Here is a 23406-nt window from a genome sequence, read left to right on the forward strand (position 1 = left end):
CAGGTGCCGATTAACCGCAGGTTTCCGGCTGGTCGGAGTCGGCAGCGTGGTCGAACAGGAACTGCTGCACGTCTTTGATGTCCTGCTCCGACATCCCGGCTTTGGCGCCGCATGCATGACCTTTTTCTTCAAAGAAGCGGTCCCATTGGGCCTGGGTCTTTTTGAGGGGGGTCATCGGGCCGCCTTCAGCGCCTTCGACATGGCAGGTCTTGCAGTTCTTCTTGTACAGGTACTTGCCTTTTTTGGGGTTTCCGCCTTCGGCGGCAATGGCTGCAGAAGCGCAAAGGGCTGCGATGGAAAGGATGGCGATGACTTTAGCAATGCGTTTCATACTCTGTTTCCTCCATTGGTTGGGGTCTGTCGCTGTCCGGCGGGGCCGGACCTGCGTCCATGTTGGTTTCTGGTTTGCGGCGTGTCCTGTTATGCAAAACGTTGATTTCGAATATGTCTATTACATGGTCTGTGCCAGTTTTAAATGATTGTGTAGCCTATTTATGAAAATATCGTGTTTTTCATATGTTGTAATTGCTTGCGAGATTTTATGTGGACGGTGTAATGGTTTTTTCCGGTTATTTGCCTGACTGTGGCATCGACGTGGTCGGTTAATTGACGGAAGCGATGTCGGCGAATTGACCATATCGCGAAATTTCGCGCATAATTGACAACCGGAATCAAGCTGAAGGGGTGTTTGCAGGTATTGGACCAAACTGCACCGGTAATTGTGGAAATGTGGCCGGGCCGACGGGTTTCATTTAGTTGTGGAAGTCGTCGGCGAAAACGATTAGACTTCGACTTTTTCAAGCGCCTTTCACAACATAGTATATATAGGAGGTTTTCGAACCGATGAGCAGCGAAGGAAACAAGATCATCTATTCGATGATCCGGGTCAGCAAGTTTTACGACAAGAAGCCGGTTCTCAAGGACATTTCACTTTCGTACTTTTATGGGGCCAAGATCGGCGTGCTGGGTCTGAACGGCTCGGGCAAGAGTTCGCTGCTGCGCATCCTGGCCGGCACCGACAAAGAGTTTAACGGCGAGACGATTCTGTCGCCGGGCTATACGGTCGGCTACCTCGAGCAGGAGCCGCTGGTGAACGAAGATCGCACTGTTCGTGAAGTGGTGGAAGAAGGGGTGCAGGAGACGGTCGATCTGCTCAAGGAGTTCGAGGAGATCAACATGAAGTTCGCCGAGCCGATGGACGACGACGCCATGAACAAGCTGATCGACCGGCAGGGGGTGGTGCAGGAGCGCCTCGATGCCCTTGACGCCTGGGATCTCGACAGCCGGCTGGAGATGGCGATGGACGCCCTGCGCTGTCCGCCTGCTGATGCCCAGGTCAGGGTTCTCTCCGGTGGTGAAAAGCGTCGGGTAGCCCTGTGCCGACTGCTGCTGCAGAAGCCGGACATTCTGCTGCTCGATGAGCCGACCAACCACCTCGACGCCGAAAGCGTCGCCTGGCTCGAGCATCACCTGCAGCGCTATGCCGGCACCATCATCGCCGTAACCCATGACCGTTATTTTCTCGACAACGTGGCCGGTTGGATTCTCGAGCTCGATCGCGGCGAAGGGATCCCCTGGAAGGGCAACTATTCCTCCTGGCTGGAGCAGAAGGAGGAGCGTCTGCGCCGGGAGGATCGATCGGAGTCGAACCGGCAGAAAACCCTGGAGCGCGAACTGGAGTGGATTCGCATGTCGCCCAAGGGGCGGCACGCCAAGAGCCAGGCCCGCATCAGTGCGTACGAAAAATTGCTCGGTCAGGACGCCGAAAAGCGCGAGAAGGACCTGGAGCTCTACATCCCGCCGGGGCCGCGCCTGGGCGATATCGTCATTGAGGCCACTGACGTGAGCAAGGCCTATGGCGAGCGCCTGCTGGTCGAAGGCTTGAATTTCCGGCTGCCCCCCGGTGGCATCGTCGGGGTCATCGGGCCCAACGGCGCCGGCAAGTCGACCCTGTTCAGGATGATCTGTGGCCAGGAGAAGCCCGATGCGGGAACGATCCGGGTCGGCGATACCGTGAAGCTGGCCTATGTTGACCAGAACCGCCAGATTGATTCGGACAAGACCATCTGGGAGGAGATCACCGGCGGCCAGGAGCAGCTGCAGCTCGGCAAGCAGCTGGTCAATTCCCGTGCCTACGTGTCCCGCTTCAACTTTTCCGGCACCGATCAGCAGAAGAAGGTCGGCAGCCTTTCCGGCGGTCAGCGCAACCGCGTCCACCTGGCCAAGATGCTCAAAGAGGGCGCCACCGTGCTCCTGCTTGACGAGCCGACCAACGACCTCGATGTCAATACCATGCGCGCTCTTGAGGAAGCGCTGGAGAATTTCGGCGGCTGCGCGGTGGTGATCAGCCATGACCGCTGGTTCCTCGACCGCCTGGCGACCCACATCCTCGCCTTCGAAGGGGACAGTAAGGCGATCTGGTTCGAAGGAAACTACTCCGAGTACGAAGCCGACCGGAAAAAGCGGCTCGGTGCGGCCGCCGACCAGCCGCACCGTATCAAGTACCGCCATCTCACCCGCTGATTCCGTCTTTGTTCCATGGCCCGGGCAGACCGCCCGGGCCGTTCTTTGGGCTCACCTGTCAAGTTGATGATTCTGCGATGCTCTCAAGCTGTTTTTCTGACATTGAAAGCATATGATAATATGGCTATAAAGAAAAAGTCATGAAACGAATATCTATGGTTTCTTTTGTCTAAAAATGGATGTCGTGAGAGTTTTGGCGCATTACATGCTTGCTTCAAAAGGCAGCCCAGAAATGGGTTTTTCAGGTGTTATGACATGGATGTCGTTTGCCCCCCTGGGATAAAAAATGAAGGCAGGATGCCAGATGTTTCAGGTTGATAAAGATGAAAGTCAGACGGCTCAGTCGCTGACGCGTGATTTCGTGCTCCCTGCGGTATTAAGCCGCAAGGCAGAGCTGTTTGCCGACCCGGTAGGGCGATTGATTCTTGCCGCCAGGGCTCGCTGGCTGTTCCTGGCCTTGGTGGCAACCTACGGAGTCTTTGCCGGTACCCTGTACTCGTTCAGCAAGTACGGGTTTTTTCTCAGCCACTGGCAGATCACCCTGATGGTGTTGTCGGTGGCGACCATTGTTTTTTACAATACCGTCTTTCCGCTTTTCTTTAGTCAGACCAGGTTTTACCGTCTGGTCAGCCTGTTTCAGATCTGCCTCGATCTAACCTTTGTCACCGTTCTCATTTATTTCAGCGGCAGCGGCGCCAGCTGGTTCTGGCCGGTCTACCTGCTGGTGACCCTGGAAGCGGCGGTGCTGGTCGAGAAGAAGCAATGCGTCTGGTCGCTCGGAGCCCTGGGGGGGGCGCTGTACGGGGCGGTCCTTGCCGCTACCTATTTTGACATCTTTCCCTATATTTCCATGCCTTTTGTCGACAATACCCTGCATTACGACGGGCTCTACCTGTTTCTGATGTGGTGCTGGGTCTGCCTGCTCAACACCGCGGTGGCGCTGATCGGCGCCTACCTGATGGCGGTTGTGCGGCGGGAGAATCAGGCTGTTCGCGAAAGTGAAGACCGTTTGATCGGCTTTCTCGATTCGGCCAACGATCTCATTTTCAGTGTCAGCTCCGACGGGGCGTTCCTGTATGCCAATCGGGCCTGGAAAGAGACCATGGGGTATGATCCGGATGTCGACCCGCAATTGAATATCGAGGCCATCCTTTCTGAGGATGACCGGGCCAAGTGCTTGGTGGAGATGAAGCGGGTTGTCGAAACCCGTTCGAGTCGCAATCTCGAGGGGCAGCTTGTCTCCCGCAGTGGTCGCCTGGTCGATGTGGAGGGCAATCTCACTTTCAGTCACAAGGATGGAGCGATGGGAACCGTCTGGGCCATTTGTCGTGACGTTACCTCGCGCAAAAAAGCCCAGGAACAGCTTTTCCACATGGCCCATCACGACATGCTGACCAGTCTGCCCAATCGCCTGTTTTTCATCGATCGCCTGCAGCAGGCCAACGCTATCGCCCGGCGCCAGAAAAAGCAGGTCGCCGTTCTGTTTCTCGACCTGGATCGGTTCAAGATCATCAACGACACCCTCGGCCACTCGATCGGGGATATCCTGCTGCAGGAGATTGCCGATCGTCTGAAGACCTGCGTCCGTGAAGTCGATACGGTCGCTCGACTCGGTGGTGATGAATTCACGATCATTCTCAGCAGCATCAACGGGGCTGGTGATGCCGAGCAGGTCGCCGGCAAGGTAATGAAAACGCTGGCTCAGCCCTTTTCGGTAGAGGGGCACGAACTGTTCGTGACCACCAGCATCGGCATCTGCCTGTTCCCGACCGACAGCGACGATCCGGCCAGTCTGATCAAGAAGGCCGATATTGCCATGTACAGCGCCAAGGCCCAGGGGCGCAACAACTACATGTTTTATGATCCGGCCATGGACCATAATGCCGACCGGCGGCTGATTTTGACCAATGGCCTGCGCCGGGCCCTCGATCGGGAGGAATTCTGTATCCACTACCAGCCCAAGGTCGATACCGTCAGCGGGGCAATCACCGCGATGGAGGCGCTGATTCGCTGGGAGCATCCGGAGTTGGGGCTGGTTTCTCCGGGCGATTTCATCCCGATTGCCGAGGAGACCGGGATCATCATCCCGCTGGGCGAATGGGTCATGCGTCGCTCCTGCGAGCAGATAAGGCTCTGGCAGCAGGACGGTCTGCCGGCCGTGCGGATAGCGGTCAACCTCTCCGGTTACCAGCTACAGCACCGTGATTTTGTCCAGTCAGTCAAACGGGTCCTCGATCAGGTCGGATTGACCGGTGAGCTGCTGGAATTTGAAGTGACCGAGACGGTGGTTATGCAAAATCCCGATTTTGCCGTGGCGATCCTCAATCAACTGCGCGAACTGGGAATACATATCTCGATTGACGATTTCGGCACCGGCTACTCGTCGCTGGCGCATCTCAAGCGGTTTTCGGTGAACACGCTGAAGATCGACAAGTCCTTTGTCCGCGACGTCGAAAGCAATTCGACCGATGCCGCTATTGCCTCGGCCATCATCTCCATGGGCAACAGTCTCAACCTCAGGGTGATCGCCGAGGGGGTGGAAACGGAAGGTCAGCTGGCGTTTCTCAAGGATCGCAAGTGCGACGAGATCCAGGGCTTTCTGTTCAGTCGACCGCTGCCGCCCGATGAGGCCGCCGCATTTCTGCGCAAGGGGGTCTGTGTGGCCTACAGCAAGGAGGAGGCGTAGGCGTCAGTAGAAACTCGGATGGAATAAAGAAAGGGCGAACCGGATGGTTCGCCCTTTGTTGTTGCAGCTAGGTCGTTTGATTGATTAGGCGGTGGCTGTCGGAGGGACGAAAACGCGCTGTGCCAGTTCTTCGTCGAGGCGCAAGAGCCCGTTGCCGTCGTTGCCGATGCGCACCAGCTTGCGGATGATCAGGGAGAAGCTGGCTTCTTCCTCGACCTGCTCGGTGACGAACCACTGCAGGAAAATCTGCGCGGCGTGATTGCCTTCCGCCTTGGCCAGGTCCATCAGCTTGTTGATGCTTGAGGTGACGAAGTTTTCATGCTTCAGGCTGAATTTGAAGGCATCCAGCGGAGTTTCATAGTTGTTCTGGGGGGCGTCGAAGGCACGGAAATCGGTGCGGCCGGCCGCCTCAGTGATGAAGTTGAAAAACTTTTCACCATGGGTCATTTCTTCAAGGGCCTGCACGCGCATCCATGAGGCGATGCCGGGCAGGTCTTCGGATTCGAAATAGCCGGCTATTGCCATGTACAGGTAGGCAGAGAAAAACTCGTTTTTCATCTGCTCGTTGAGAGCGTCCTGAAGTTTCTTGCTGAGCATGTTCGGTCTCCTTGTCGGAAGCGATGGATAATAAATGACCATTCAGGTTAGCAAGTAAATTTATAGCATATCCGCGGATAAAGTCCAGCAGGTTCCGGAGACAAAAAAAGGCGGGGTCCCTTTCGGAACCCCGCCTTGAATTGTAGAGTGGTCGACTACTTGGCGCCGTCGTCGAAGATGATCTTGCGCAGGCCGTCGAGCGCGGTGTTTCCCTGGTTGATCTCTTCTGTGAAGGGGTTGCGATAGGTGTAGGTCAGGTAGGTGCAATCGCAGTCAGAAGGGAGGAACGCGTCCTGAATCATGAATTTCTTGCCGTCCGACTTGCGGGTAACCTCGAGGTTGCCCGAACTGATGTCGTTGCCGAACATGCTGTAGTTGATGTCGGGGCTGTCGAAGAAGACGATCTGCGATACCGTATCCATGGGAATGTCGATGGCGGTGCCGTTCAGCCAGCCCTTGATGATGGGGCGGCCTTCGATCTGGAAAAAGCCGATTTCCTGTCCCTCGATGGTGACGAACTTGCCGAGGCGGGATTCGCCGCCAAAGGCAATGGCCGCCTGAAGGACAATGAACAGGACGGCGATAAAGCTTATCCGCTTGCAAACTTTCATTGCAGAGGTCTCCTTGGTAATGGTTTTATATGAAATTGAAATCGGCAGATTGGTGCCATCCAGAGCCGTTTGTCTAAACTGACCCCTGCAACCAGCTTACTTGGTAACAGTTTTTAAAGAAAAAATCAACGCTTTTTCCGTGTAAAGATTGCGATTAAGGTGGGTTGGGGAAGCTTTAATCTATGCGGAACAGACCCTTGGACGTTGCGGTCGATTTGTGCGGACCGTCAGGGTTCTGCTTCTTTTTGCCCGCCGCCTGTGTTAAGTTCTGCTGCAAGATCGGCGGCAGCGGTCTGCCCGCCATCGGTAAACGCCTGGAGATTCTGATCGTGAAAATTAAATCAACGGTTTTTGTAAAGAGCGCCACCAAGCCATCCAACTACCCTGAAAGCCAATTGCCCGAGGTGGCCTTTGCCGGCCGCAGTAATGTCGGCAAGAGTTCGCTGATCAACACGCTGGTCAATCGCCGGGGCCTGGTTCGGACCTCTTCGACCCCGGGGCGGACCCAGTTGCTGAATTTTTTTGATATCAACGAGGAGTTTTCCCTGGTCGACCTGCCCGGATACGGTTTCGCCAAGGTGCCGCTGGCGGTTAAAAAAGCCTGGGGGCCGATGATGCGGACCTACCTGGAGAAGCGGCCGCAACTGAGGGCGGTGGTCATGCTTTTTGACATCCGCCGGGTTCCCCGCGAGGAGGACCTCGAACTGCTCGACTGGCTGGAAGAATTCGAGATTCCCACTATCCCGGTGATCACCAAGATCGACAAGATCAGTCGCAATCAGCGCGCGGCCCAGATCAAGCCGATCCTCGAGGCGACCGGGTTGCCCCTGGACGCCTTCACGCTTTTTTCATCCCTCAGCAAGGAGGGGCGCGACGAGGTCTGGGAGCGGATCGAGGAGGCCCTGGAACTTGCCGACAGCTAAGGCTTTTCCTGGTCAAAGAAATTGACAGCAGGGAGTGCCTCTGCTACAAGATACGAACAATCTGACGTTTGGGTGCCCGCCGATGTGAAGGCGGGAGAATAGGGAAGAGGGTGTGAATCCCTCGCTGCCCCGCAACTGTAAGCGGTGATGAAAGCCGAAGTGATGCCACTGTCCCGGTCGGGATGGGAAGGCGCGGCGAGTAAGCTGATCCGCAAGCCAGGAGACCTGCCCGAGCGCTGCATGCGAACCTTTCGCGGGAGAGGTTCGGGTGGCCCGCCCGTTCAAGCCCCCGAACTCGATCCTTTTGAGTTCGGGTTTTTTTGTTCGAGGTGTTTATTGATGCAGCAGGGGCTGATTCAGGTCTATACCGGCGACGGCAAGGGCAAGACCACTGCAGCGACCGGCCTGGCGGTGCGGGCGCTCGGCCAGGGGCTGCGGGTTCTGCTGGTGCGGTTTCTCAAGCCGGCCGAACCGGTGAGCGGTGAAGTCGCCTTGCTGCAGACCCTCCCCGGCATCGATATCATCACCTCGGGAATCGGCGTTATCGGCCGCCGCCCCGACCGGGACGAAGTCATCAGAAGCGTTGCCGAGGCCTTTGCGGCGGCGCGCGAACGGATTGCCGGCCACTACGACCTGGTTATTTTCGACGAGATCAACAATGCCCTGCATCGCGGCTATCTGCCGCTGGCGACTTTTCTTGATTTTCTTGAACGGCGCCCGCAAGGGGTCGAGCTGGTGCTGACCGGGCGCAACGCGCCGGCCGAGTTGATCGCCCGGGCCGACCTGGTGACCCGCATGGAAAAGGTTCGGCACCCCTACGAACAGGGGATTGCCGCCCGCCGGGGGATCGAATTCTGATATGGGCCAATTGATTTACGTGAGCGGCGGCGCCCGCTCCGGAAAAAGCGCTTATGCTCAGCAGCGGGCCGAAGCCTGCCCGGGCGATCTGCTCTATGTCGCCACCGCCGGCATCCACGATGCCGAGATGCAGGCGCGGGTGCAGAAGCACCGGGGTGAGCGCGGCGAACGCTGGACCACCCTGGAGGAACCGCTCGACCTGGTTGGCCGTCTGCCCCAGGCTGGCGCCGGCAAGGGAGCGATTCTGCTCGACTGCGTCACCCTGTGGCTGACCAACCTGTTGTTTGACCGCGGCGAGCAAAGCGACCCGGTGCTGGTCGAAATCGACCGCTTCATCGCCGCCCTGCCGCAGATCAGCGCGCCGCTGTTCGTAGTTTCCAACGAGATCGGTTTCGGCATCGTCCCGGAAAATCGGCTGGCGCGGCAGTTTCGCGATCTGGCCGGCACCGCCAACCAGCGGCTGGCTCGAGTGGCCGACGAAGCCTGGCTGGTGGTGTCGGGGCTGCCGCTGCGGTTGAAATAAAACCAAAAGCATTCTCTCGCCCGCTCCTTGCAGTCGCTAGAGCACGCAGGGAGCACAGAGAAAATCTTAAGTAACAAAAGGTTTTTGCCGTTCTCTGTGTCCTCTGTGAGCTCGAGTGAGCGGAGCGAACGGGCGAGAGGCGGTTTTAGGTTTAAGATTTCAGGGAAGAGAGTGATCATGAAATCCTTCGATTTGCAGTCCGTTATTGAATCTATCCGCCCCGTCGACCCGGCCAGTCTGGCCGCGGTGCAGAAGCGCATCGACAGCCAGGCCAAGCCGCAGGGGTCTTTGGGCCGGCTCGAGGAGTTCGCCCGGCGCTTTGTGGCTATCACCGGGCGGGATCAGATCCGCATCAAGACGGTCTTTACCTTTGCCGGCGACCACGGGGTGACCGCGGAGGGGGTGAGCGCCTTCCCCCGTGAGGTCACGCCGCAGATGGTCTTCAATTTCCTCGAAGGCGGGGCGTCGATCAACGCCCTGGCCAACCAGGTCGGTGCGGATGTCCGGGTAGTGGACATGGGGGTCGATCACGACTTCTCTCCGGCCGAAGGCTTGATTCTGCGCAAGATCGGCCGCGGCACCGCCAATTTTGCCAAGGGGCCGGCCATGAGCCGGGCCGATGCGATCCGCTCGCTGGAGGCCGGCATCGAGATGGCGGCCTTCTGTAAAGATAACGGGATCGACCTGGCGGGCACCGGCGACATGGGGATCGGCAATACTACCCCCTCGGCGGCGATCGCCGCCTGCCTGACCGGGCGCACGGTGGCTGAAGTGACCCACCGCGGCACCGGCATCGACGATGCCGCCCTGGCCAATAAGGTCCGGGTGATCGAAGCTGGCCTGGCGCTCAACGCTCCCGACCCGAACGACCCGGTCGACGTGCTGGCCAAGGTCGGCGGCTTCGAGATCGGCGGCATCGCCGGGTTGGTGCTGGGCTGTGCCGCCTTCGGCATCCCGGTGGTGGTCGACGGCTTCATCTCCACCGCCGGCGCGCTGCTTGCCTCGGAACTGCATCCCCATGTCCGTGACTATGTCTTCGCCGCGCACAAGTCGGTGGAAATCGGCCACGGCGCCATGCTCGAAAAGATCGGCCAGCGCCCCATTCTCGATCTCGATATGCGCCTGGGCGAAGGGACCGGCGGCGCTTTGGCCATGGGGCTGATCGAAGCGTCCCTGCGCGCGTTGCGCGAGGTCAAGACCTTCGACGCCGCCGGAGTGACGCCGGGGAGTGAACGATGAAACGGGAGTGGGAAGAGTTTCGCATCGCCGGCGGTTTCCTGACGGTTTTCCCGGTGGCCGGCCGGCTTGACATGACCCCCGAACGGCTTGGCCGCAGCATGGCCTTTTTCCCGGCCGTCGGCCTGCTGCTCGGTTTGGTGTTGGTGGTCATCGATTCGCTGCTGACCCCGTTGATCCCCCGCGCGGTGGTCGACAGCCTGCTGGTGCTGGTCATGATCGCCGTCACCGGCGCCCTGCACCTCGACGGCATCGCCGACCTGTGTGACGGCCTGGCCGGCGGCAAGGACCGCGAAGGCATCCTGCGCATCATGAAGGACAGCCGGGTCGGGGCGATCGGCGTGGTCGGCCTGGTGATGGTCATCCTCCTCAAATACCTGGCCCTGCACAATGTGCCGGTGCAGCTCAAGTCGGCGGCGCTGATTTTCATGCCGGCGGCCGGGCGCTGGGTCCAGGTGGTGCTGGCTACCTACTGCGGCTATATCCGCCCCGGCGGCGGCACCGGCGGGGCCTTCGTCGATAACGTCGGCGAGCGGGAGCTGATCATCGCTTCGTTCACCCTGCTGCTGGCGGCGGTGATCCTGTTCGGTTTCAAGGGATTGGTCGTGCTGGTGCTGCTCGGCCTCGGGGCGATGCTGCTGCTGCGCTATTTCCAGGTCCGCCTTGGCGGAGTGACCGGCGATGTGCTGGGGGCGGGCAACGAAATTATGGAAATTTTCGCACTGCTCCTGGTGCTGGCACTCAAGGGAGCTTAATCGGGATATGACTATGACGCCGACTCGTATTTACCTGCTCCGGCACGGCCAGGTCGAAGGTTTTCAGGATAAGCGCTATAACGGTCAGGCCGACGTTCAGCTGACGGCGCAGGGGCTGGAAGAGTACGCATCGCTGCGGGCCAGACTGGCGGACAAGCCGCTGCGGGCGATCTACACCAGCGACCTCTCCCGTTGTCACACCGGCGCGCATCTGCTGGCTCAAACCCACGGTTTGAGCCCGGTCGCCACAGCCAAACTGCGTGAGTTGCATATCGGCGAATGGGAGGGGATGACCTGGAAAGAGATTCAGGAGCGTTTCCCGAAACAGTGGCAGGCCCGGCTTGATGACATCGTCAACTACCGGGTTCCCGGTGGCGAAAACCTGGTTGATCTGGCTGCCCGGGTACGCCCGATGATCCGCCGGATTGTCTCCGAGCACACCGGCCAGGAGGTGGTCGTGGTCGGGCATGGCGGCGTCAACCGGGTGCTCCTGCTCGACGCCATCGGCGCCCCGCTCGGCCGGCTCTTTCACATCGAACAGAATTTCGGCTGCCTAAATATCATTGACTACTACCCCGACGGCATCGGGGTGGTGAAGCTGCTGAACGGGTAATGACGCCTTTAGTGATTGCCGCGCCGTCCTCCGGCTGCGGAAAAACCACGGTGACCCTCGGTCTGCTCGCCGCGTTAAGACGCCGGGGACTGGCGGTGGCACCTTTCAAGGTCGGACCGGATTTCATCGACCCGGGCCATCATGCCGCCGCCTGCGGCAGAATCTCGCGCAACCTCGATGGCTGGATGTGCGGCGAAAAACCGGTCCGCGAAATCTTCGCCCGCGGCTGCGGCGGCGCCGAGCTGGCGGTGATCGAAGGGGTCATGGGGCTCTTCGACGGAGCCTCGGGGGAGAGCGAGGAAGGGAGTACCGCCGAGGTGGCCAAGTGGCTTGGCGGCAAGGTGGTGCTGGTGGTTGACGCCCGCTCCCAGGCCCGCAGTGCCGCGGCCTTGATCAAGGGATTCGTCGAGTTTGATCCGCAGCTTCAATTTGCCGGGATCGTCTTCAACCGGGTCGGCAGTCCCCGTCATGAAGAGCTGCTGCGCCAGGCGGTTGCCTCGGTGCCCGGTCTGCCGCCGGTCCTCGGCTGCCTGCCGCGGGACGCCGAACTGGCGCTGCCGGAGCGGCACCTGGGGCTGGTGACGGCAGGGGATGCCGGGTGCGATGCTGAATTTTTCGAACGCCTAGCCGACTGCATTGAGGATCACGTCGATCTGGATGTTCTGCTGCGGATGCGGGAAGAGTCTGCTCTTCCCAGGGCGCAGCAAGCGGCGCCCCTGCGGTGTTCCTCGCGGGTGCGTATTGCCGTGGCTCGCGACCAGGCTTTTTGCTTCTACTATCCGGACAACCTCGAGCGGCTCGAGGCGGCCGGGGCCGAACTGGTCTATTTCTCGCCGCTGCGGGATTCGGCGCTGCCGGAGGGCATCGACGGCCTGTATCTCGGCGGCGGTTACCCCGAACTGCATGCCGAAAAGCTGGCGGCCAATGACGCACTGCTCGCGCAAATCCGCACCCAGGCGGTGGCGGGATTGCCGGTTTATGCCGAGTGCGGCGGCTTCATGCTGCTGGCCGAGAGCATCGACACTCATTTGATGTCCGGGGTTTTCCCGGCCGCGGCACGGATGCTCCCCCGCCGCAAGGCCCTCGGCTATCGGGAGGTGCGGCTTGCGGCCGACTCTCCCCTCGGTCCTGCGGGGACGCTGGCCCGCGGCCACGAGTTTCACTATTCGGAGCTGGAGATGCCGGCGGCTGTCCCCCGGCTCTACCAGATGAGCCGCCGCGGCGGAGTCGACCTGGGGACGGAGGGGTTCCGGGTGCACAACGTACTCGGGTCGTATGTCCACCTCCATTTTGCCAGTAATCCTCAGGTGTCGAAACATTTTGTCGAATTCTGCTTGAGCATAAAAAGATCAAAGGAGACGTTTCTTGAAAACCCAGATTGAGCTTGCCCGCGAAGGTATTGTAACCCCCCAGATCGGCGCCGTGGCCCGTGACGAGAATGTCCCGGCCGACTACGTCCGGCGCATGGTCGCCGAAGGGAAGATCGTCATCCCCTGGAACCATAACCGCAAGCCGAAGGCCGTCGGCATCGGCAAGGGCCTGCGCACCAAGGTCAACGCCTCGATCGGCACCTCCTCCGACATCGTCGACTACGACGCCGAAATCAGCAAGGCCCGTGCCGCCGAGAAAGCCGGCGCCGACACCCTGATGGAGCTCTCCGTCGGCGGCGATCTTGATCGGGTCCGCCGCGAGGTCATCGCCAGCGTTGATCTGCCGGTCGGTAACGTCCCTCTCTACCAGGCTTTCTGCGAAGCGGCGCGTAAATACGGCGACCCCAACAAGCTCGAAGAAGAGATGCTCTTCGATATTATCGAGCAACAGTGTGCCGACGGCATGGCCTTCATGGCGGTGCACTGCGGCATCAATCTCTACACCATCGAACGCCTGCGCAAGCAGGGTTACCGCTACGGCGGGCTGGTTTCGAAGGGGGGAGTCTCGATGGTCGCCTGGATGATGGCCAACAAGCGGGAGAACCCTCTCTACGAGAAGTTCGACCGGGTTGTCTCCATTCTCAAGAAATACGATACCGTACTGTCGCTGGGCAACGGCCTGCGCGCCGGCGCCATCCACGATTCCCACGACCGGGCCATGGTGCAGGAACTGCTGATCAACTGCGAACTGGCCGAGCTCGGCCAGGAGATGGGCTGCCAGATGCTGGTCGAAGGGCCGGGACACATGCCGCTGGACGAGATCGAAACCAATATCCGGCTGCAGAAGCGCATGAGCAACGACGCCCCCTACTACATGCTCGGTCCCATCTCCACCGACGTGGTGCCCGGCTACGACCACATCAGCGCCGCCATCGGCAGCGCCCAGTCGAGCCGCTACGGTGCCGACCTGATCTGCTACATCACCCCCGCCGAACACCTCGCCCTGCCCAACGAGCAGGACGTGATCGACGGCGTCAAGGCGGCCAAGGTGGCCGCCTACATCGGTGATATGAACAAGTACCCCGGCCGCGGCCGCGAGCGGGACAAGAAGATGAGCAAGTGCCGCCGCGACCTCGACTGGAACAAGCAGTTCGAACTGGCGCTCTTTCCCGAGGATGCCAAGGCGATCCGCGCCAGCCGCACTCCCGAGGACGAGCAGACCTGCACCATGTGCGGCGACTTCTGCGCCTCCCGCGGCGCCGGCCAGTTGTTCAAGGCCGATCTGAAGGGCGATAAAATCTGATTGAGCCGTAGGGGCAGGCCCCTGTGCCTGCCCTTGTTCTGCGTACCCAATACAAGGGCACCCACAGGGGGGTGCCCCTACCGAAACAAACATTTTCAGGCGCAGGAAAGTGGAGTGCAATTCTCCCGCGGACCCGCCGCTGTAACGGGGGACGGACCTCTCGCAAGCCCACTGTACGGTACTCAAACCGTGCGGGAAGGGGAGAGGGAAGGATGATCCCGGAGCCAGAAAGCCTGCCTGAAGGTGTGGGTGAATGCCCGATCTGTCGAGCATTCACCCGGAACGACCACCGAAGGCAAAGGGGGTTGAAGGGTGTCGTCTATCCTTCCCCCGGCTCTCTCGGTCGGGGGTTTTCTTTGGAACGAGGTTTCCGCACCGAAGGAGGATGGACATGCACATCATGGAAGGTTTTCTGCCGGCGAAACATGCCCTGGGCTGGGGCGCCGCAGCGCTTCCCTTTGTGGCCCTGGGGCTGCGATCCATCAAGAAAAAGGTGCGGGAAAACCCGGAGCTGAAGATGCTGCTCGGGGTCTCGGCCGCTTTCACCTTCGTCCTCTCGGCCCTGAAACTGCCCTCGGTGACCGGAAGCTGCTCCCATCCCACCGGTACCGGGCTCGGCGCGGTGCTGTTCGGGCCGCTGGCGATGGCGCCGATTGCCGCCATCGTGCTGCTGTTCCAGGCGCTGCTGCTGGCCCATGGCGGCCTGACCACCCTGGGCGCCAACATATTCTCCATGGGGATCGTCGGACCGCTGGTCGCCTACGGACTGTTCCGGGCGGGACGATTGGTCCGGTTGCCACAAGGACTGACCCTCTTTCTCGCCGCCACCCTGGCCGCCCTGGCGACCTACCTCACTACCTCGGCGCAACTGGCGCTGGCGTTTCCCGACCCGGTCGGCGGCTTTGCCGCAGCGCTGGCCAAATTCGCCGGCATTTTCGCTCTGACCCAGATCCCGCTGGCGGTCAGCGAAGGGTTTTTGACCGTGCTGATCTTCAACGTGCTGGTCAAGCACAGCTCTCGCGAGCTGCATGATCTGGGGCTGCCGCTGGTCCGGGAAGGTGCCCGACCATGAGTAAACGATGGCAGAATGTGCTGATGATCCTCGCGGTGATCGTGCTGGTCGCCTGGCCGCTGTTGACCGTGCGGGCGCCGCAGGCTGGGCCTGGTGGCGAACCGGCGGAAATTTTCACCGGCGCCGATGGTCAGGCGCAAGGGGTGATTCGGCAGCTGGCGCCCGACTACCAGCCCTGGGCCGCGCCCTTGCTGGCACCGCCGAGCGGCGAAATCGAAAGCCTGCTCTTTACCCTGCAGGCGGTTCTGGGAGCGGGCTTCATCGGATATTATGTCGGCGTTAAGCGGGAGCGTGCGCGCGGCAGCGCGGCTTCCGGGATTTCCCGTGCTGCTTGACGCCTACGCTTACGGCAACCGCTGGCGGCAGCTGAATCCGACAGAAAAGGGGCTGCTGACCGGATTAGCTCTGCTGGCGGCGCTGGCGGCCCGCTCGCCGCTGCCCGCCCTGGTCGTGTTCACCTGCATGGCGGTGTTGACCGTTGTCGGCGCCGGAATCCCGTTTCTGGCCTACCTGCGCCTGCTGCTGCTGCCGGCCGGGTTTCTGTTGGCGGGGGTGGCGAGCCTGGTGATTTCATTTGCGGGTGGCGATATCCCGCTGGGCACCCTGCCGTGGCTCGGCCTGCCGGTTTTCTTAAGCGAAGCGGGCCTGGCGCAGGCCGCGTTGGTGCTGGCTCGTTCCCTCGGGGCGGTGGCTGCGCTCTATTTTCTCGCCCTGACCACGCCGATGACCGAAATCATCGGCCTGCTGCGGCGGCTGCGGGTTCCGGTCCTGCTGCTCGAACTGATGGTGCTGGCCTATCGGCAGATTTTCGTGTTTCTGCAGATCGCCCGAAAGATGCGGGTCGCCCAGGCGTCCCGCCTCGGCTACGCCACCACCGGCACCAGTTTCCGTTCGCTGGCGAGCCTGGGAGCCAACCTCTTCCTGCGGGCGCACCACCGCTCTCAGCTGCTGCACCGTTCGCTGGTCTGCCGCGGTTATGAGGACGAGCTGCGCTGGCTGGAGCGGGACTATCCCCGTTCCAACCGTAACCTGCTGCTGGCGGCAGGTGTCGGTGGGGGATTATTGGTAATGGCACTGCTGGTTTAGGCGAAAGAAAATAAGGCTCAATATCAGCCTCGCGCCCGTTCGCTGCGCTCTCTGGAGATCACAGAGAACGCAGAGAAATCTAGTTTATGGTTTGATGTGTTTTTCCTCTGTGTGCTCTGCGTGCTCAAGCGACTGCAAGGAGCGGGCGAGAGATGCTTTTCAGATGGTCAGGGAGATGATGCCCCCAGTTCTTGAAGTCAGAGATGTCGAATTCAGCTACCCCGACGGCACCCGCGCGCTGCAGTCGCTCTCGCTCGGGTTCGCCCGTGGGCGGCGCACGGCCCTGCTCGGTCGCAACGGGGCCGGCAAGTCGACCCTGTTTGCCCTGCTCAACGGCATCGAAAGACCGGGCCGCGGCGAGGTCCATTTCGATGGCGCGCCGGTCGCCTATGACCGGGGCAGCCTGCGGCAGCTGCGGCGCAGCGTCGGTGTGGTCTTCCAGGATCCCGACACCCAGCTCTTTTCGGCCAGCATCCGCGAGGACATCTCCTTCGGCCCGGTCAATCTCGGACTGCCCAGAGGCGAAATTCAGCAGCGGGTCGAGGCGGCCCTGGCGGCGGTGGGGCTGACGGCCTTGGCCGAGCGTCCCACCCATGCCCTCAGCTACGGCGAGAAGAAGCGCGCCTGCATCGCCGGGGTGCTGGCCATGGACCCCAGGGTGCTGATCCTCGATGAGCCGACCGCCGGACTCGATCCGCCCATGGCCGCCGAGCTGATGATCCTGCTCAACGCCTTGCACGAGCGGGGTATCACCGTGATCCTGGCCACCCACGATGTCGATTTTGCCTTCGCCTGGGCCGACGACCTCTGTGTGCTGCAGGAAGGAACCCTGGCCTTTCACGCTGCCGCCGACGACTTTTCCGCCGTCGCCGAGCATTTTCCCGGGCTGGGTCTGGAGCTGCCCTGGGTTTACGAGGTGTTCGGTGAACTGTGGCGCAAAGGGGCCATCGACGGCGAGACGCCGCCCCGCACCCGGGCGGAGCTGCTGGCGCGGCTGCGGTAACCCTGAAATCGCCGCTCGCCCGCTCCTTGCCGTCGCTAGAGCTCACAGAGAACGCAGAGAAAACCTAAAAAAATTCTCCCTGTGACCTCTGCGTGCTCGAGTGGGCATAGCGAACGGGCGCGAGAATGGTTTTAAGGGTTTTTTTTAAAGTGACACAAGAGAGTGTCAGCGAATTTCTTGTAAAGGAGTTAAACGATGAAAACTGCAATTCTGCTGATGGGGCATGGGTCCCGGGTGGCCGAGGCCAACAGCGCCCTGTATGATATTGCCGAGATGGTCAAGGCCGAGACCGGCTGCCCGATCATCGAGGTGTCGTTTCGCGAGCAGCACGCCCCCAACATTCAGAAGGGGATCGACGCCTGCGTTGCGAAAGGGGCGACCCGTATCCTGCTCTACCCGTATTTCCTCTTTGCCGGCGCCCACGTGCTCGAGGATCTGCCCGAGGAGATCGAAGCGGCGCGCAAGCGTCATCCCGGCCTGGAGATGGTGCTGGGCAAGCCTCTCGGTGTCCATCGCAAGCTGGCTGAAATCGTCTGTGAGCGCATCGAATCGACCCTGCAGGACGCGGGCTGGTCGCAGTGATGTCGGACTCGGGAAGAATTGCCATGGCCGGCGCCGCTGTTATCCTTGACCCGCTGGAGATCGAGCGCAAAAGCTTCGAGATTATCGACGCCGAGGTCGGGCCGCACGGCTACGACGCCCGCCAGTGGCCGGTGGTGCGGCGGATTATCCACACCACCGCCGATTTCGAATTCGCCCGCAGCACCTCTTTTTCACCGGGAGCGGTAGCGGCCGGGGTTGCCGCCCTGCGCAGCGGTGCGAAGGTGCTGAGCGATACCAACATGGTCAAGTCCGGGGTCAACAAGGCTCGTCTGGCTGCTTTCGGCTCCGCCATCGATTGCCATGTCGCCGATGCCGAAGTGGCGGCGCAGGCCAAGGCCGCCGGGGTGACCCGCTCGATCATGGCCACCCGCAAGGGGGTGGCGGAGGGCTGCCGGATCTTCCTGATCGGCAACGCGCCGACCGCCCTGTTCGAACTTTTGGAACTGGTGCGAACCGGACGCCTCGAGCCGGCCCTGGTGGTCGGGGTGCCGGTCGGGTTTGTCGGCGCCGAGGAGTCGAAAGAGGCGCTGCTGGCCTCCGGGCTCCCGTTCATCACGTGCCGCGGGCGCAAGGGGGGGTCGGCGATTGCCGCGGCCATCCTCAATGCCCTGATGATTCTCGCCAGCGAACAGGACTGATTGATGGCACGAACGCTTCGCCACGGTTATACCACCGGCGCCTGCGCCGCCGCGGCCGCCCTGGGGGCGGCCCGGATGCTGCGCGACCAGCGCCTGGTGACGGCGGTTGAGCTGGCGCTGCCGGCGGGGTTTGCCGCGAGCTTTGCTTTGGCCGGGCAGGCTTTCGATGGCGAGCGCGCCCGTTGTTTCGTGGTCAAGGACGCCGGGGACGATCCCGATGTTACCCACGGTGTCGAAGTTCACGCCGAGCTGAGCTGGATTGCGGCGGCGATCTGGCAGCCGGCCATCACCCTGGTCGGTGGCATCGGAATCGGCAAGGTGACCAAGCCGGGGCTGGCGGTGGCAGTCGGTGAGCCGGCCATCAACCCGGTGCCGCGGCGGATGATCCTCGAGGCGGTCGCCGCGGTCTTCCCAGCGCTGCCGGCGGGACGGCACCTGCGCGTCACCATCAGCATTCCTGACGGCGAAGCGCGCGCCCTGCGCACCCTCAACGAGCGCCTCGGGATTGTCGGCGGGCTGTCGATTCTCGGCACCACCGGGGTAGTGAAGCCGATTTCCCACCAGGCCTGGACCGATACCCTGGAGGTCGCGCTCGACGTGGCCCTGGCCGCCGAAGCGCCGGCGGTGGTCTTTTCCACCGGGCGCAGCAGCGAGGCGGCGGCCGAACAGTATCTGGAATTGCCCGAGGAAGCCTTCGTCATGATGGGCGATCACGTCGGCTACGCCCTGCAGGCCGCTCATCGCAAGGGGGTGCCCCAGGTGGTGGTGGCGGCCCAGTTCGCCAAGCTGGTGAAGGTCGCCTGCGGCCACCCGCAGACCCATGTCGGCTCGTCCAGCCTCGACCTGCCGAAAATGGCTCGCTGGGCCCGCAACGGCGGCCTTGACGAGGGGCTGGCGAAAACGATAGAGTGTGCCAACACGGCCCGCGAAATATTTGAAAATATCGGGATGGACCACCCGCTGACGGCGCTGGTCGCCGACCGGGCCCTGGCCCAGTTGAGCGGCTGGGCGCCGGGGGTGGACATCGCCGTGCTGCTGGTCGGCTACGGCGATTGCCAGGCGGTCCGTTTCGGCAACTGGCCAAAGGAACTGGAGAGGAAAGGGAGACCATGAACAAGATATACGTGATCGGCGCCGGGGTGGAAGGACAGGAAGGTTTCAGCCGGCGTTCGCTCGAGCTGATCGGCAAGGCCGACATCCTGTTCGGCGGCGAGCGGCAGCTCCAGCTCTTTCCAGAGTTTGCCGGTGAGAAGGTGGTGATCGGCAGCAACCTGTCCGGCATCGTCGAGCGCCTGAATTCCCGCAAGGGGCTGGCCGTGGTGCTGGCTTCCGGCGATCCCCTCTTCTTCGGCGTCGGCCGCATGCTGCTGCGCAACCTCGACAAGGACGCGCTGGAGTTCCTCCCCAACGTCAGCTCGGTGCAGTACGCCTTCGCCAAGATCAAGGAACCCTGGGACGACACCGTCTTCGTTTCGGCCCACGGCCGCGGCCTCAAGGGGGCGGTCGACCGCATCGTTTCCAATGACAAGGCCGCCATCCTCACCGATGACGTCAATACCCCGGCCGCCATCGCCGCCGAGCTCATCGAGCGCGGCCGCGACGGCTACACCGCCTACCTCTGCGAAAATCTCGGTGGGGCCGATGAGCGCATCCGCAACATCGACCTGCATGGCCTGTTGAAAATAAAAGCCGCGCCCCTCAACGTGCTGATCCTGATCAAGCAGTTCGAGGCGGCCGGCGACGAGTATGTGCCGACCCTCGGCATCCCCGACGAGGAGTTCGCCACCATCAAGAAGCTCATCACCAAAGAGGAAATCCGGGTGGTGACCCTGGCCAAGCTCAAGCTGCGCCACGACATGTGCCTGTGGGATGTCGGCGCCGGCAGCGGTTCGGTGAGCATCGAGGCCGATCACCTGCTCCCCAACGGCCGCATCTTCGCCATGGAGCGCAACGAGCAGTGCCTTGGCTTCATCAAGCAGAACCTCAACAAGTTCAACACCCGCCACGTCACCCTGGTTCCCGGCGAGGCGCCCGACTGCTTCGAAGATCTGCCCGATCCCGACCGGGTTTTTATCGGCGGCAGCGGGGGTAACCTGTTCGACATCCTCGATGCGGTCGATGCCCGGCTGCCGGCCGAAGGGCGGATCGTCATCAACGCCATCACCCTCGAAACCCTGACCGCCGCCACCGAGTATTTCGACAATGCCGGCTACCAGGTCGAGGTGACCACGGTCAACATCTCCCGCACCAGGCCGCTGACCGAATACAAGATGTTCGAGGCCTACAACCCGGTTTACATTATTGTCGGCGTAAAGAACTGACCTGACGATTGCCGTAGTGAAGGAATTCCGCTTTTGAAGAATCCCCGTTTGATCGCCGTGGGCGTCGGCCCCGGCGACCCGGAACTGCTGACCCTCAAGGGGGCCCGCCTGCTGCGTGAGGCCGACGTGGTCGTGACCCCGGTTGGCGACCGTTCCGAAAGTTCGGTGGCCCAGTCCATTATCGCCGGCCTGGTCGATGCCGACCGCCAGCAGCTGCTGACCCACGTCTACCCGATGAAAAAGAATCCCGCCGAGATGGAGGACGCCTGGCAGGCTTCGGCCGCCGAAGTGGCGGCCCTGGTTCGCGAAGGCAAAATGGTTGCCTTCGTCACCCTCGGCGATCCCTTCCTCTACTCGACTTTCCTCTACCTTTACCGGATTGTTCTGGATCAGTATCCCGACGTGGCGGTGGAGGTGGTGCCGGGGATCTCCAGCATCAACGCCGCCGCCGCGGTCGCCGACCTGCCCTTGGGGGGGGCCGCCGACCGTATCGCCATCCTGCCGGCGACCTTCGAAGAAGACAAGCTGCGCCAGACCCTGCTCGACTTCGACACCGTGGTGCTGATGAAGGTGTCCCGGGTCTTTGACCGGGTGCGCGGCCTGCTGAAAGAGATCGGCGGCGACCGCCAGGCGGTCTACGTCAAGCGGACCGGGCTCAGCGGCGAAGCGGTCTTTTACGATCTCGACGCGGTTAAGGCCGAGGACCTCGATTACCTGTCGCTGGTGATCGTCGGTCGTCCGGGAGGCTGGCGTGACTAGCCCGGCTCAGGTTCTCTTCGTCGGTGCCGGTCCCGGCGACCCCGAGCTGATCACCGTCAAGGGACTCAAGGCCCTGCAGGCGGCCGACCTGGTGGTCTATGCCGGGTCGCTGGTCAATCGGGCGCTGCTGGCCGAGCTCAAGCCCGGCGCCGCGGCCCATGACAGCGCCCCGCTGACCCTCGAAGAGGTGCTGGCGCTCATGGCCGAGGCGGTGGCCGCCGGAAAGCGGGTGGTGCGCCTGCACACCGGCGACCCCTCGGTCTACGGAGCGATCCAGGAACAGATGGAAGCCCTCGACGCCCTTGGCATCGGCTACCGGGTGATTCCCGGGGTGACCGCGACCTTTGCCGCCGCGGCGACCCTGCGCCAGGAGCTGACCCTGCCGGGAGTTTCCCAGACCGTGGTGCTGACCCGCATCGAGGGGCGCACCCCGGTGCCGGAAAAAGAGCAGCTGCGCAAAATCGCCGCCCTCGGCGCCACGGTCTGCCTCTACCTGTCGGTGTCGATGATGGACAAGGTGGTGGCCGAACTGCTGGCCGGCGGGATCTACACCCCGGCGACCCCGGTGGCGGTGGTGAGCAAGGCGAGCTGGCCCGACGAACGAATCGTCGAGGGGACCCTCGGCGATATCGCCGATAAGGTGGCGGCGGCCGGAATCGGGCGCCAGGCGCTGATCCTGGTCGGCGAAGTGCTGGCCGCCCGCAGCCAGGGGGTACCGGAAAAATCGAAGCTGTACGATAAAGATTTCGACCACGGCTTTCGCATCCATTCCTGAATTCCGTTGAGCCACGTTCAACCCAGGCGAATTCCATGACCCTAGCGATCATCGCCATAACACCCGGAGGGGCCGAGCTGGCCCGCCGGCTCGGCCAGGCGCTTCCGGATGCGTGCCTGCACCTCCCCGAGCGGCTGCGCGCCGAGGATCAAAGCGCCTATTTCAGCGAACCCTTGGCGGAGTTGCTGCCGCGCCTGTTCTCCCGGGGCGATGCCCTGTGCTGCATCATGGCGACCGGGATCGTGGCCCGCCTGTTGGCGCCGCACCTGCGCGGGAAGGCGGTCGATCCGGCGGTGGTGGTGATGGACGAGGCCGGGGAATTCGCCATCAGCCTCTTCTCCGGGCATCTCGGCGGCGCCAATGAACTGGCCTGCCGGTTGGCCCGGATCAGCGGCGGCCGCCCAGTGATTACCACCGCCACCGACGTCAACGGCCTGTCGGCCTGGGACGATGTCGCCCGCCGCGCCGGTCTGGTGGTTGAGCCGGTAAAGAACATCAAGCATCTCAACAGCATGCTGTTGTACGGGGAAAAAATTGCCCTGGTCGACCGGCGGGGGAGGGTTGCCCGCTACTTCTCCGGGGTGCCGGGAGTTTTCGCGGCGGGGACCTTCTCCACGGCCCTGCATGCCGGTGCCGCCGGGATGGTCTTTGTCACCCATCGCCTGATCCCGCATCTCGACAAGCATTCCAACCTGCTGCTGCTGCGCCCCCGCGACCTGGTGGTCGGGATCGGCTGCAACCGGGGAACCTCGGTCGACGAGATCGAATCGGTGGTGCTGCAGGAGCTGAAACGGGCCTTTTTGTCTTCGGCCAGCATCGCCAGCCTGGCGACGATCATCGACAAGGCCGATGAGCCCGGGCTGAATGAGTTCGCCCGGCGCCTTGATCTGCCGATCGAACATCACGAGGCGGCGGCCCTCAACCAGGTTTCGACCCCCACTCCGGCGTCTGCCCATGTCATGGCGGCGGTCGGTGCGCGGGGCGTCTGCGAGCCGGCCGCCATCCTTTCGGCCGGGGGCGGCCCGCTGCTGGTCACCAAGCAGAAACGCGGCAACGTCACCGTGGCGATAGCTGAAAAACTGTGATTGGTGATTGGATCAATCGCTGATAAATTTTGCAACCAGACACAAATCACCAATTATCAATCACTG

Annotated in this window: 24 protein-coding genes and 2 riboswitches; of the genes, 21 read left to right on the top strand and 3 right to left on the bottom strand. The window is 61.9% G+C overall.

From position 1 onward, the window contains the following. Positions 1-10: 10 nt before the first annotated feature. Positions 11-331, bottom strand: coding sequence for a c-type cytochrome (locus tag ABYV89_RS03485; protein ID WP_432821537.1), 321 nt, complete (start codon positions 329-331; stop codon positions 11-13). Positions 332-843: 512 nt separating this feature from the next. Here ABYV89_RS03485 and ettA point away from each other — a divergent pair. Both ettA and ABYV89_RS03495 read left to right on the top strand, forming a co-directional pair. Continuing rightward, positions 844-2523, top strand: coding sequence for an energy-dependent translational throttle protein EttA (gene ettA / locus ABYV89_RS03490; RefSeq protein ID WP_432821538.1), 1680 nt, complete (start codon positions 844-846; stop codon positions 2521-2523). Between the two features lie 304 nt (positions 2524-2827). Beyond that, entirely contained in the window at positions 2828-5209 is a 2382-nt protein-coding gene (locus ABYV89_RS03495) for a putative bifunctional diguanylate cyclase/phosphodiesterase (protein WP_432821539.1), read from the top strand. Positions 5210-5293: 84 nt separating this feature from the next. Here the strand turns inward: ABYV89_RS03495 and ABYV89_RS03500 are convergent, their stop codons facing one another. Together ABYV89_RS03500 and ABYV89_RS03505 are read right to left on the bottom strand one after the other, a co-directional pair. Further along, positions 5294-5806, bottom strand: coding sequence for a ferritin (locus ABYV89_RS03500; RefSeq protein WP_432821540.1), 513 nt, complete (start codon positions 5804-5806; stop codon positions 5294-5296). Between the two features lie 155 nt (positions 5807-5961). Continuing rightward, on the bottom strand, positions 5962-6417 hold the full coding sequence (locus ABYV89_RS03505) for a hypothetical protein (protein WP_432821541.1): 456 nt from the start codon (positions 6415-6417) through the stop codon (positions 5962-5964). A gap of 329 nt (positions 6418-6746) precedes the next feature. Here ABYV89_RS03505 and yihA point away from each other — a divergent pair, with 329 nt between their 5' ends. From yihA to ABYV89_RS03600, 19 genes are all read left to right on the top strand, one after another. Further along, on the top strand, positions 6747-7340 hold the full coding sequence (yihA, locus tag ABYV89_RS03510; RefSeq protein WP_432821560.1) for a ribosome biogenesis GTP-binding protein YihA/YsxC: 594 nt from the start codon (positions 6747-6749) through the stop codon (positions 7338-7340). Between the two features lie 53 nt (positions 7341-7393). Next, positions 7394-7587, top strand: a riboswitch (cobalamin riboswitch). Between the two features lie 92 nt (positions 7588-7679). Further along, positions 7680-8198, top strand: coding sequence for a cob(I)yrinic acid a,c-diamide adenosyltransferase (locus tag ABYV89_RS03515; protein WP_432821542.1), 519 nt, complete (start codon positions 7680-7682; stop codon positions 8196-8198). Position 8199: 1 nt separating this feature from the next. Further along, entirely contained in the window at positions 8200-8721 is a 522-nt protein-coding gene (gene cobU / locus ABYV89_RS03520) for a bifunctional adenosylcobinamide kinase/adenosylcobinamide-phosphate guanylyltransferase (RefSeq protein WP_432821543.1), read from the top strand. 177 nt (positions 8722-8898) lie between these two features. Then, positions 8899-9960 carry a nicotinate-nucleotide--dimethylbenzimidazole phosphoribosyltransferase gene (gene cobT / locus ABYV89_RS03525; protein WP_432821544.1) on the top strand — a complete coding sequence of 354 codons (1062 nt, stop codon included), beginning with the start codon at positions 8899-8901 and terminating at the stop codon, positions 9958-9960. Further along, on the top strand, positions 9957-10712 hold the full coding sequence (gene cobS / locus ABYV89_RS03530; RefSeq protein ID WP_432821545.1) for an adenosylcobinamide-GDP ribazoletransferase: 756 nt from the start codon (positions 9957-9959) through the stop codon (positions 10710-10712). Before cobT ends, cobS begins: the two co-directional genes overlap by 4 nt. Before the next feature lie 13 nt (positions 10713-10725). Next, positions 10726-11325 carry an alpha-ribazole phosphatase gene (gene cobC / locus ABYV89_RS03535; protein WP_432821546.1) on the top strand — a complete coding sequence of 200 codons (600 nt, stop codon included), beginning with the start codon at positions 10726-10728 and terminating at the stop codon, positions 11323-11325. Continuing rightward, positions 11325-12707: a cobyrinate a,c-diamide synthase gene (locus ABYV89_RS03540; RefSeq protein ID WP_432821547.1), complete on the top strand. Its 1383-nt coding sequence runs from the start codon at positions 11325-11327 to the stop codon at positions 12705-12707. Before cobC ends, ABYV89_RS03540 begins: the two co-directional genes overlap by 1 nt. After that, positions 12691-13998 carry a phosphomethylpyrimidine synthase ThiC gene (gene thiC, locus ABYV89_RS03545; RefSeq protein WP_432821548.1) on the top strand — a complete coding sequence of 436 codons (1308 nt, stop codon included), beginning with the start codon at positions 12691-12693 and terminating at the stop codon, positions 13996-13998. Before ABYV89_RS03540 ends, thiC begins: the two co-directional genes overlap by 17 nt. An 80-nt stretch (positions 13999-14078) precedes the next feature. Further along, a riboswitch (cobalamin riboswitch) is annotated at positions 14079-14253 on the top strand. Between the two features lie 136 nt (positions 14254-14389). Next, the gene (locus tag ABYV89_RS03550; protein WP_432821549.1) at positions 14390-15070 is read left to right on the top strand and encodes an energy-coupling factor ABC transporter permease; all 681 of its coding nucleotides are present in this window, start codon (positions 14390-14392) and stop codon (positions 15068-15070) included. After that, positions 15067-15405 (top strand): energy-coupling factor ABC transporter substrate-binding protein, encoded by a 339-nt coding sequence (locus ABYV89_RS03555; protein WP_432821550.1) that lies wholly within the window; start codon positions 15067-15069, stop codon positions 15403-15405. The genes ABYV89_RS03550 and ABYV89_RS03555 overlap by 4 nt, the downstream gene beginning before the upstream one ends. Beyond that, positions 15395-16156 (top strand): cobalt ECF transporter T component CbiQ, encoded by a 762-nt coding sequence (gene cbiQ / locus ABYV89_RS03560; RefSeq protein ID WP_432821551.1) that lies wholly within the window; start codon positions 15395-15397, stop codon positions 16154-16156. The genes ABYV89_RS03555 and cbiQ overlap by 11 nt, the downstream gene beginning before the upstream one ends. 178 nt (positions 16157-16334) lie before the next feature. Further along, on the top strand, positions 16335-17159 hold the full coding sequence (locus ABYV89_RS03565) for an energy-coupling factor ABC transporter ATP-binding protein (protein ID WP_432821552.1): 825 nt from the start codon (positions 16335-16337) through the stop codon (positions 17157-17159). Between the two features lie 195 nt (positions 17160-17354). Continuing rightward, complete coding sequence (locus tag ABYV89_RS03570) at positions 17355-17741, top strand: sirohydrochlorin chelatase (protein ID WP_432821553.1); 387 nt, start codon at positions 17355-17357, stop codon at positions 17739-17741. A 23-nt stretch (positions 17742-17764) separates the two neighbouring features. After that, positions 17765-18400 carry a precorrin-8X methylmutase gene (locus ABYV89_RS03575; protein WP_432821554.1) on the top strand — a complete coding sequence of 212 codons (636 nt, stop codon included), beginning with the start codon at positions 17765-17767 and terminating at the stop codon, positions 18398-18400. Next, positions 18401-19513, top strand: a complete 1113-nt coding sequence (gene cbiD / locus ABYV89_RS03580; protein ID WP_432821555.1) for a cobalt-precorrin-5B (C(1))-methyltransferase CbiD — start codon at positions 18401-18403, stop codon at positions 19511-19513. Next, positions 19510-20721: a precorrin-6y C5,15-methyltransferase (decarboxylating) subunit CbiE gene (cbiE, locus tag ABYV89_RS03585; RefSeq protein WP_432821556.1), complete on the top strand. Its 1212-nt coding sequence runs from the start codon at positions 19510-19512 to the stop codon at positions 20719-20721. Before cbiD ends, cbiE begins: the two co-directional genes overlap by 4 nt. Positions 20722-20754: 33 nt before the next feature. Next, complete coding sequence (cobI, locus tag ABYV89_RS03590) at positions 20755-21480, top strand: precorrin-2 C(20)-methyltransferase (protein WP_432821557.1); 726 nt, start codon at positions 20755-20757, stop codon at positions 21478-21480. Continuing rightward, positions 21473-22255, top strand: coding sequence for a precorrin-4 C(11)-methyltransferase (gene cobM / locus ABYV89_RS03595; RefSeq protein WP_432821558.1), 783 nt, complete (start codon positions 21473-21475; stop codon positions 22253-22255). The genes cobI and cobM overlap by 8 nt, the downstream gene beginning before the upstream one ends. Before the next feature lie 35 nt (positions 22256-22290). Continuing rightward, entirely contained in the window at positions 22291-23340 is a 1050-nt protein-coding gene (locus ABYV89_RS03600) for a cobalt-precorrin 5A hydrolase (RefSeq protein WP_432821559.1), read from the top strand. Positions 23341-23406 lie beyond the last annotated feature (66 nt).

Source organism: Trichloromonas sp. (assembly GCF_041583255.1).
Taxonomy (GTDB): domain Bacteria; phylum Desulfobacterota; class Desulfuromonadia; order Desulfuromonadales; family Trichloromonadaceae; genus Trichloromonas.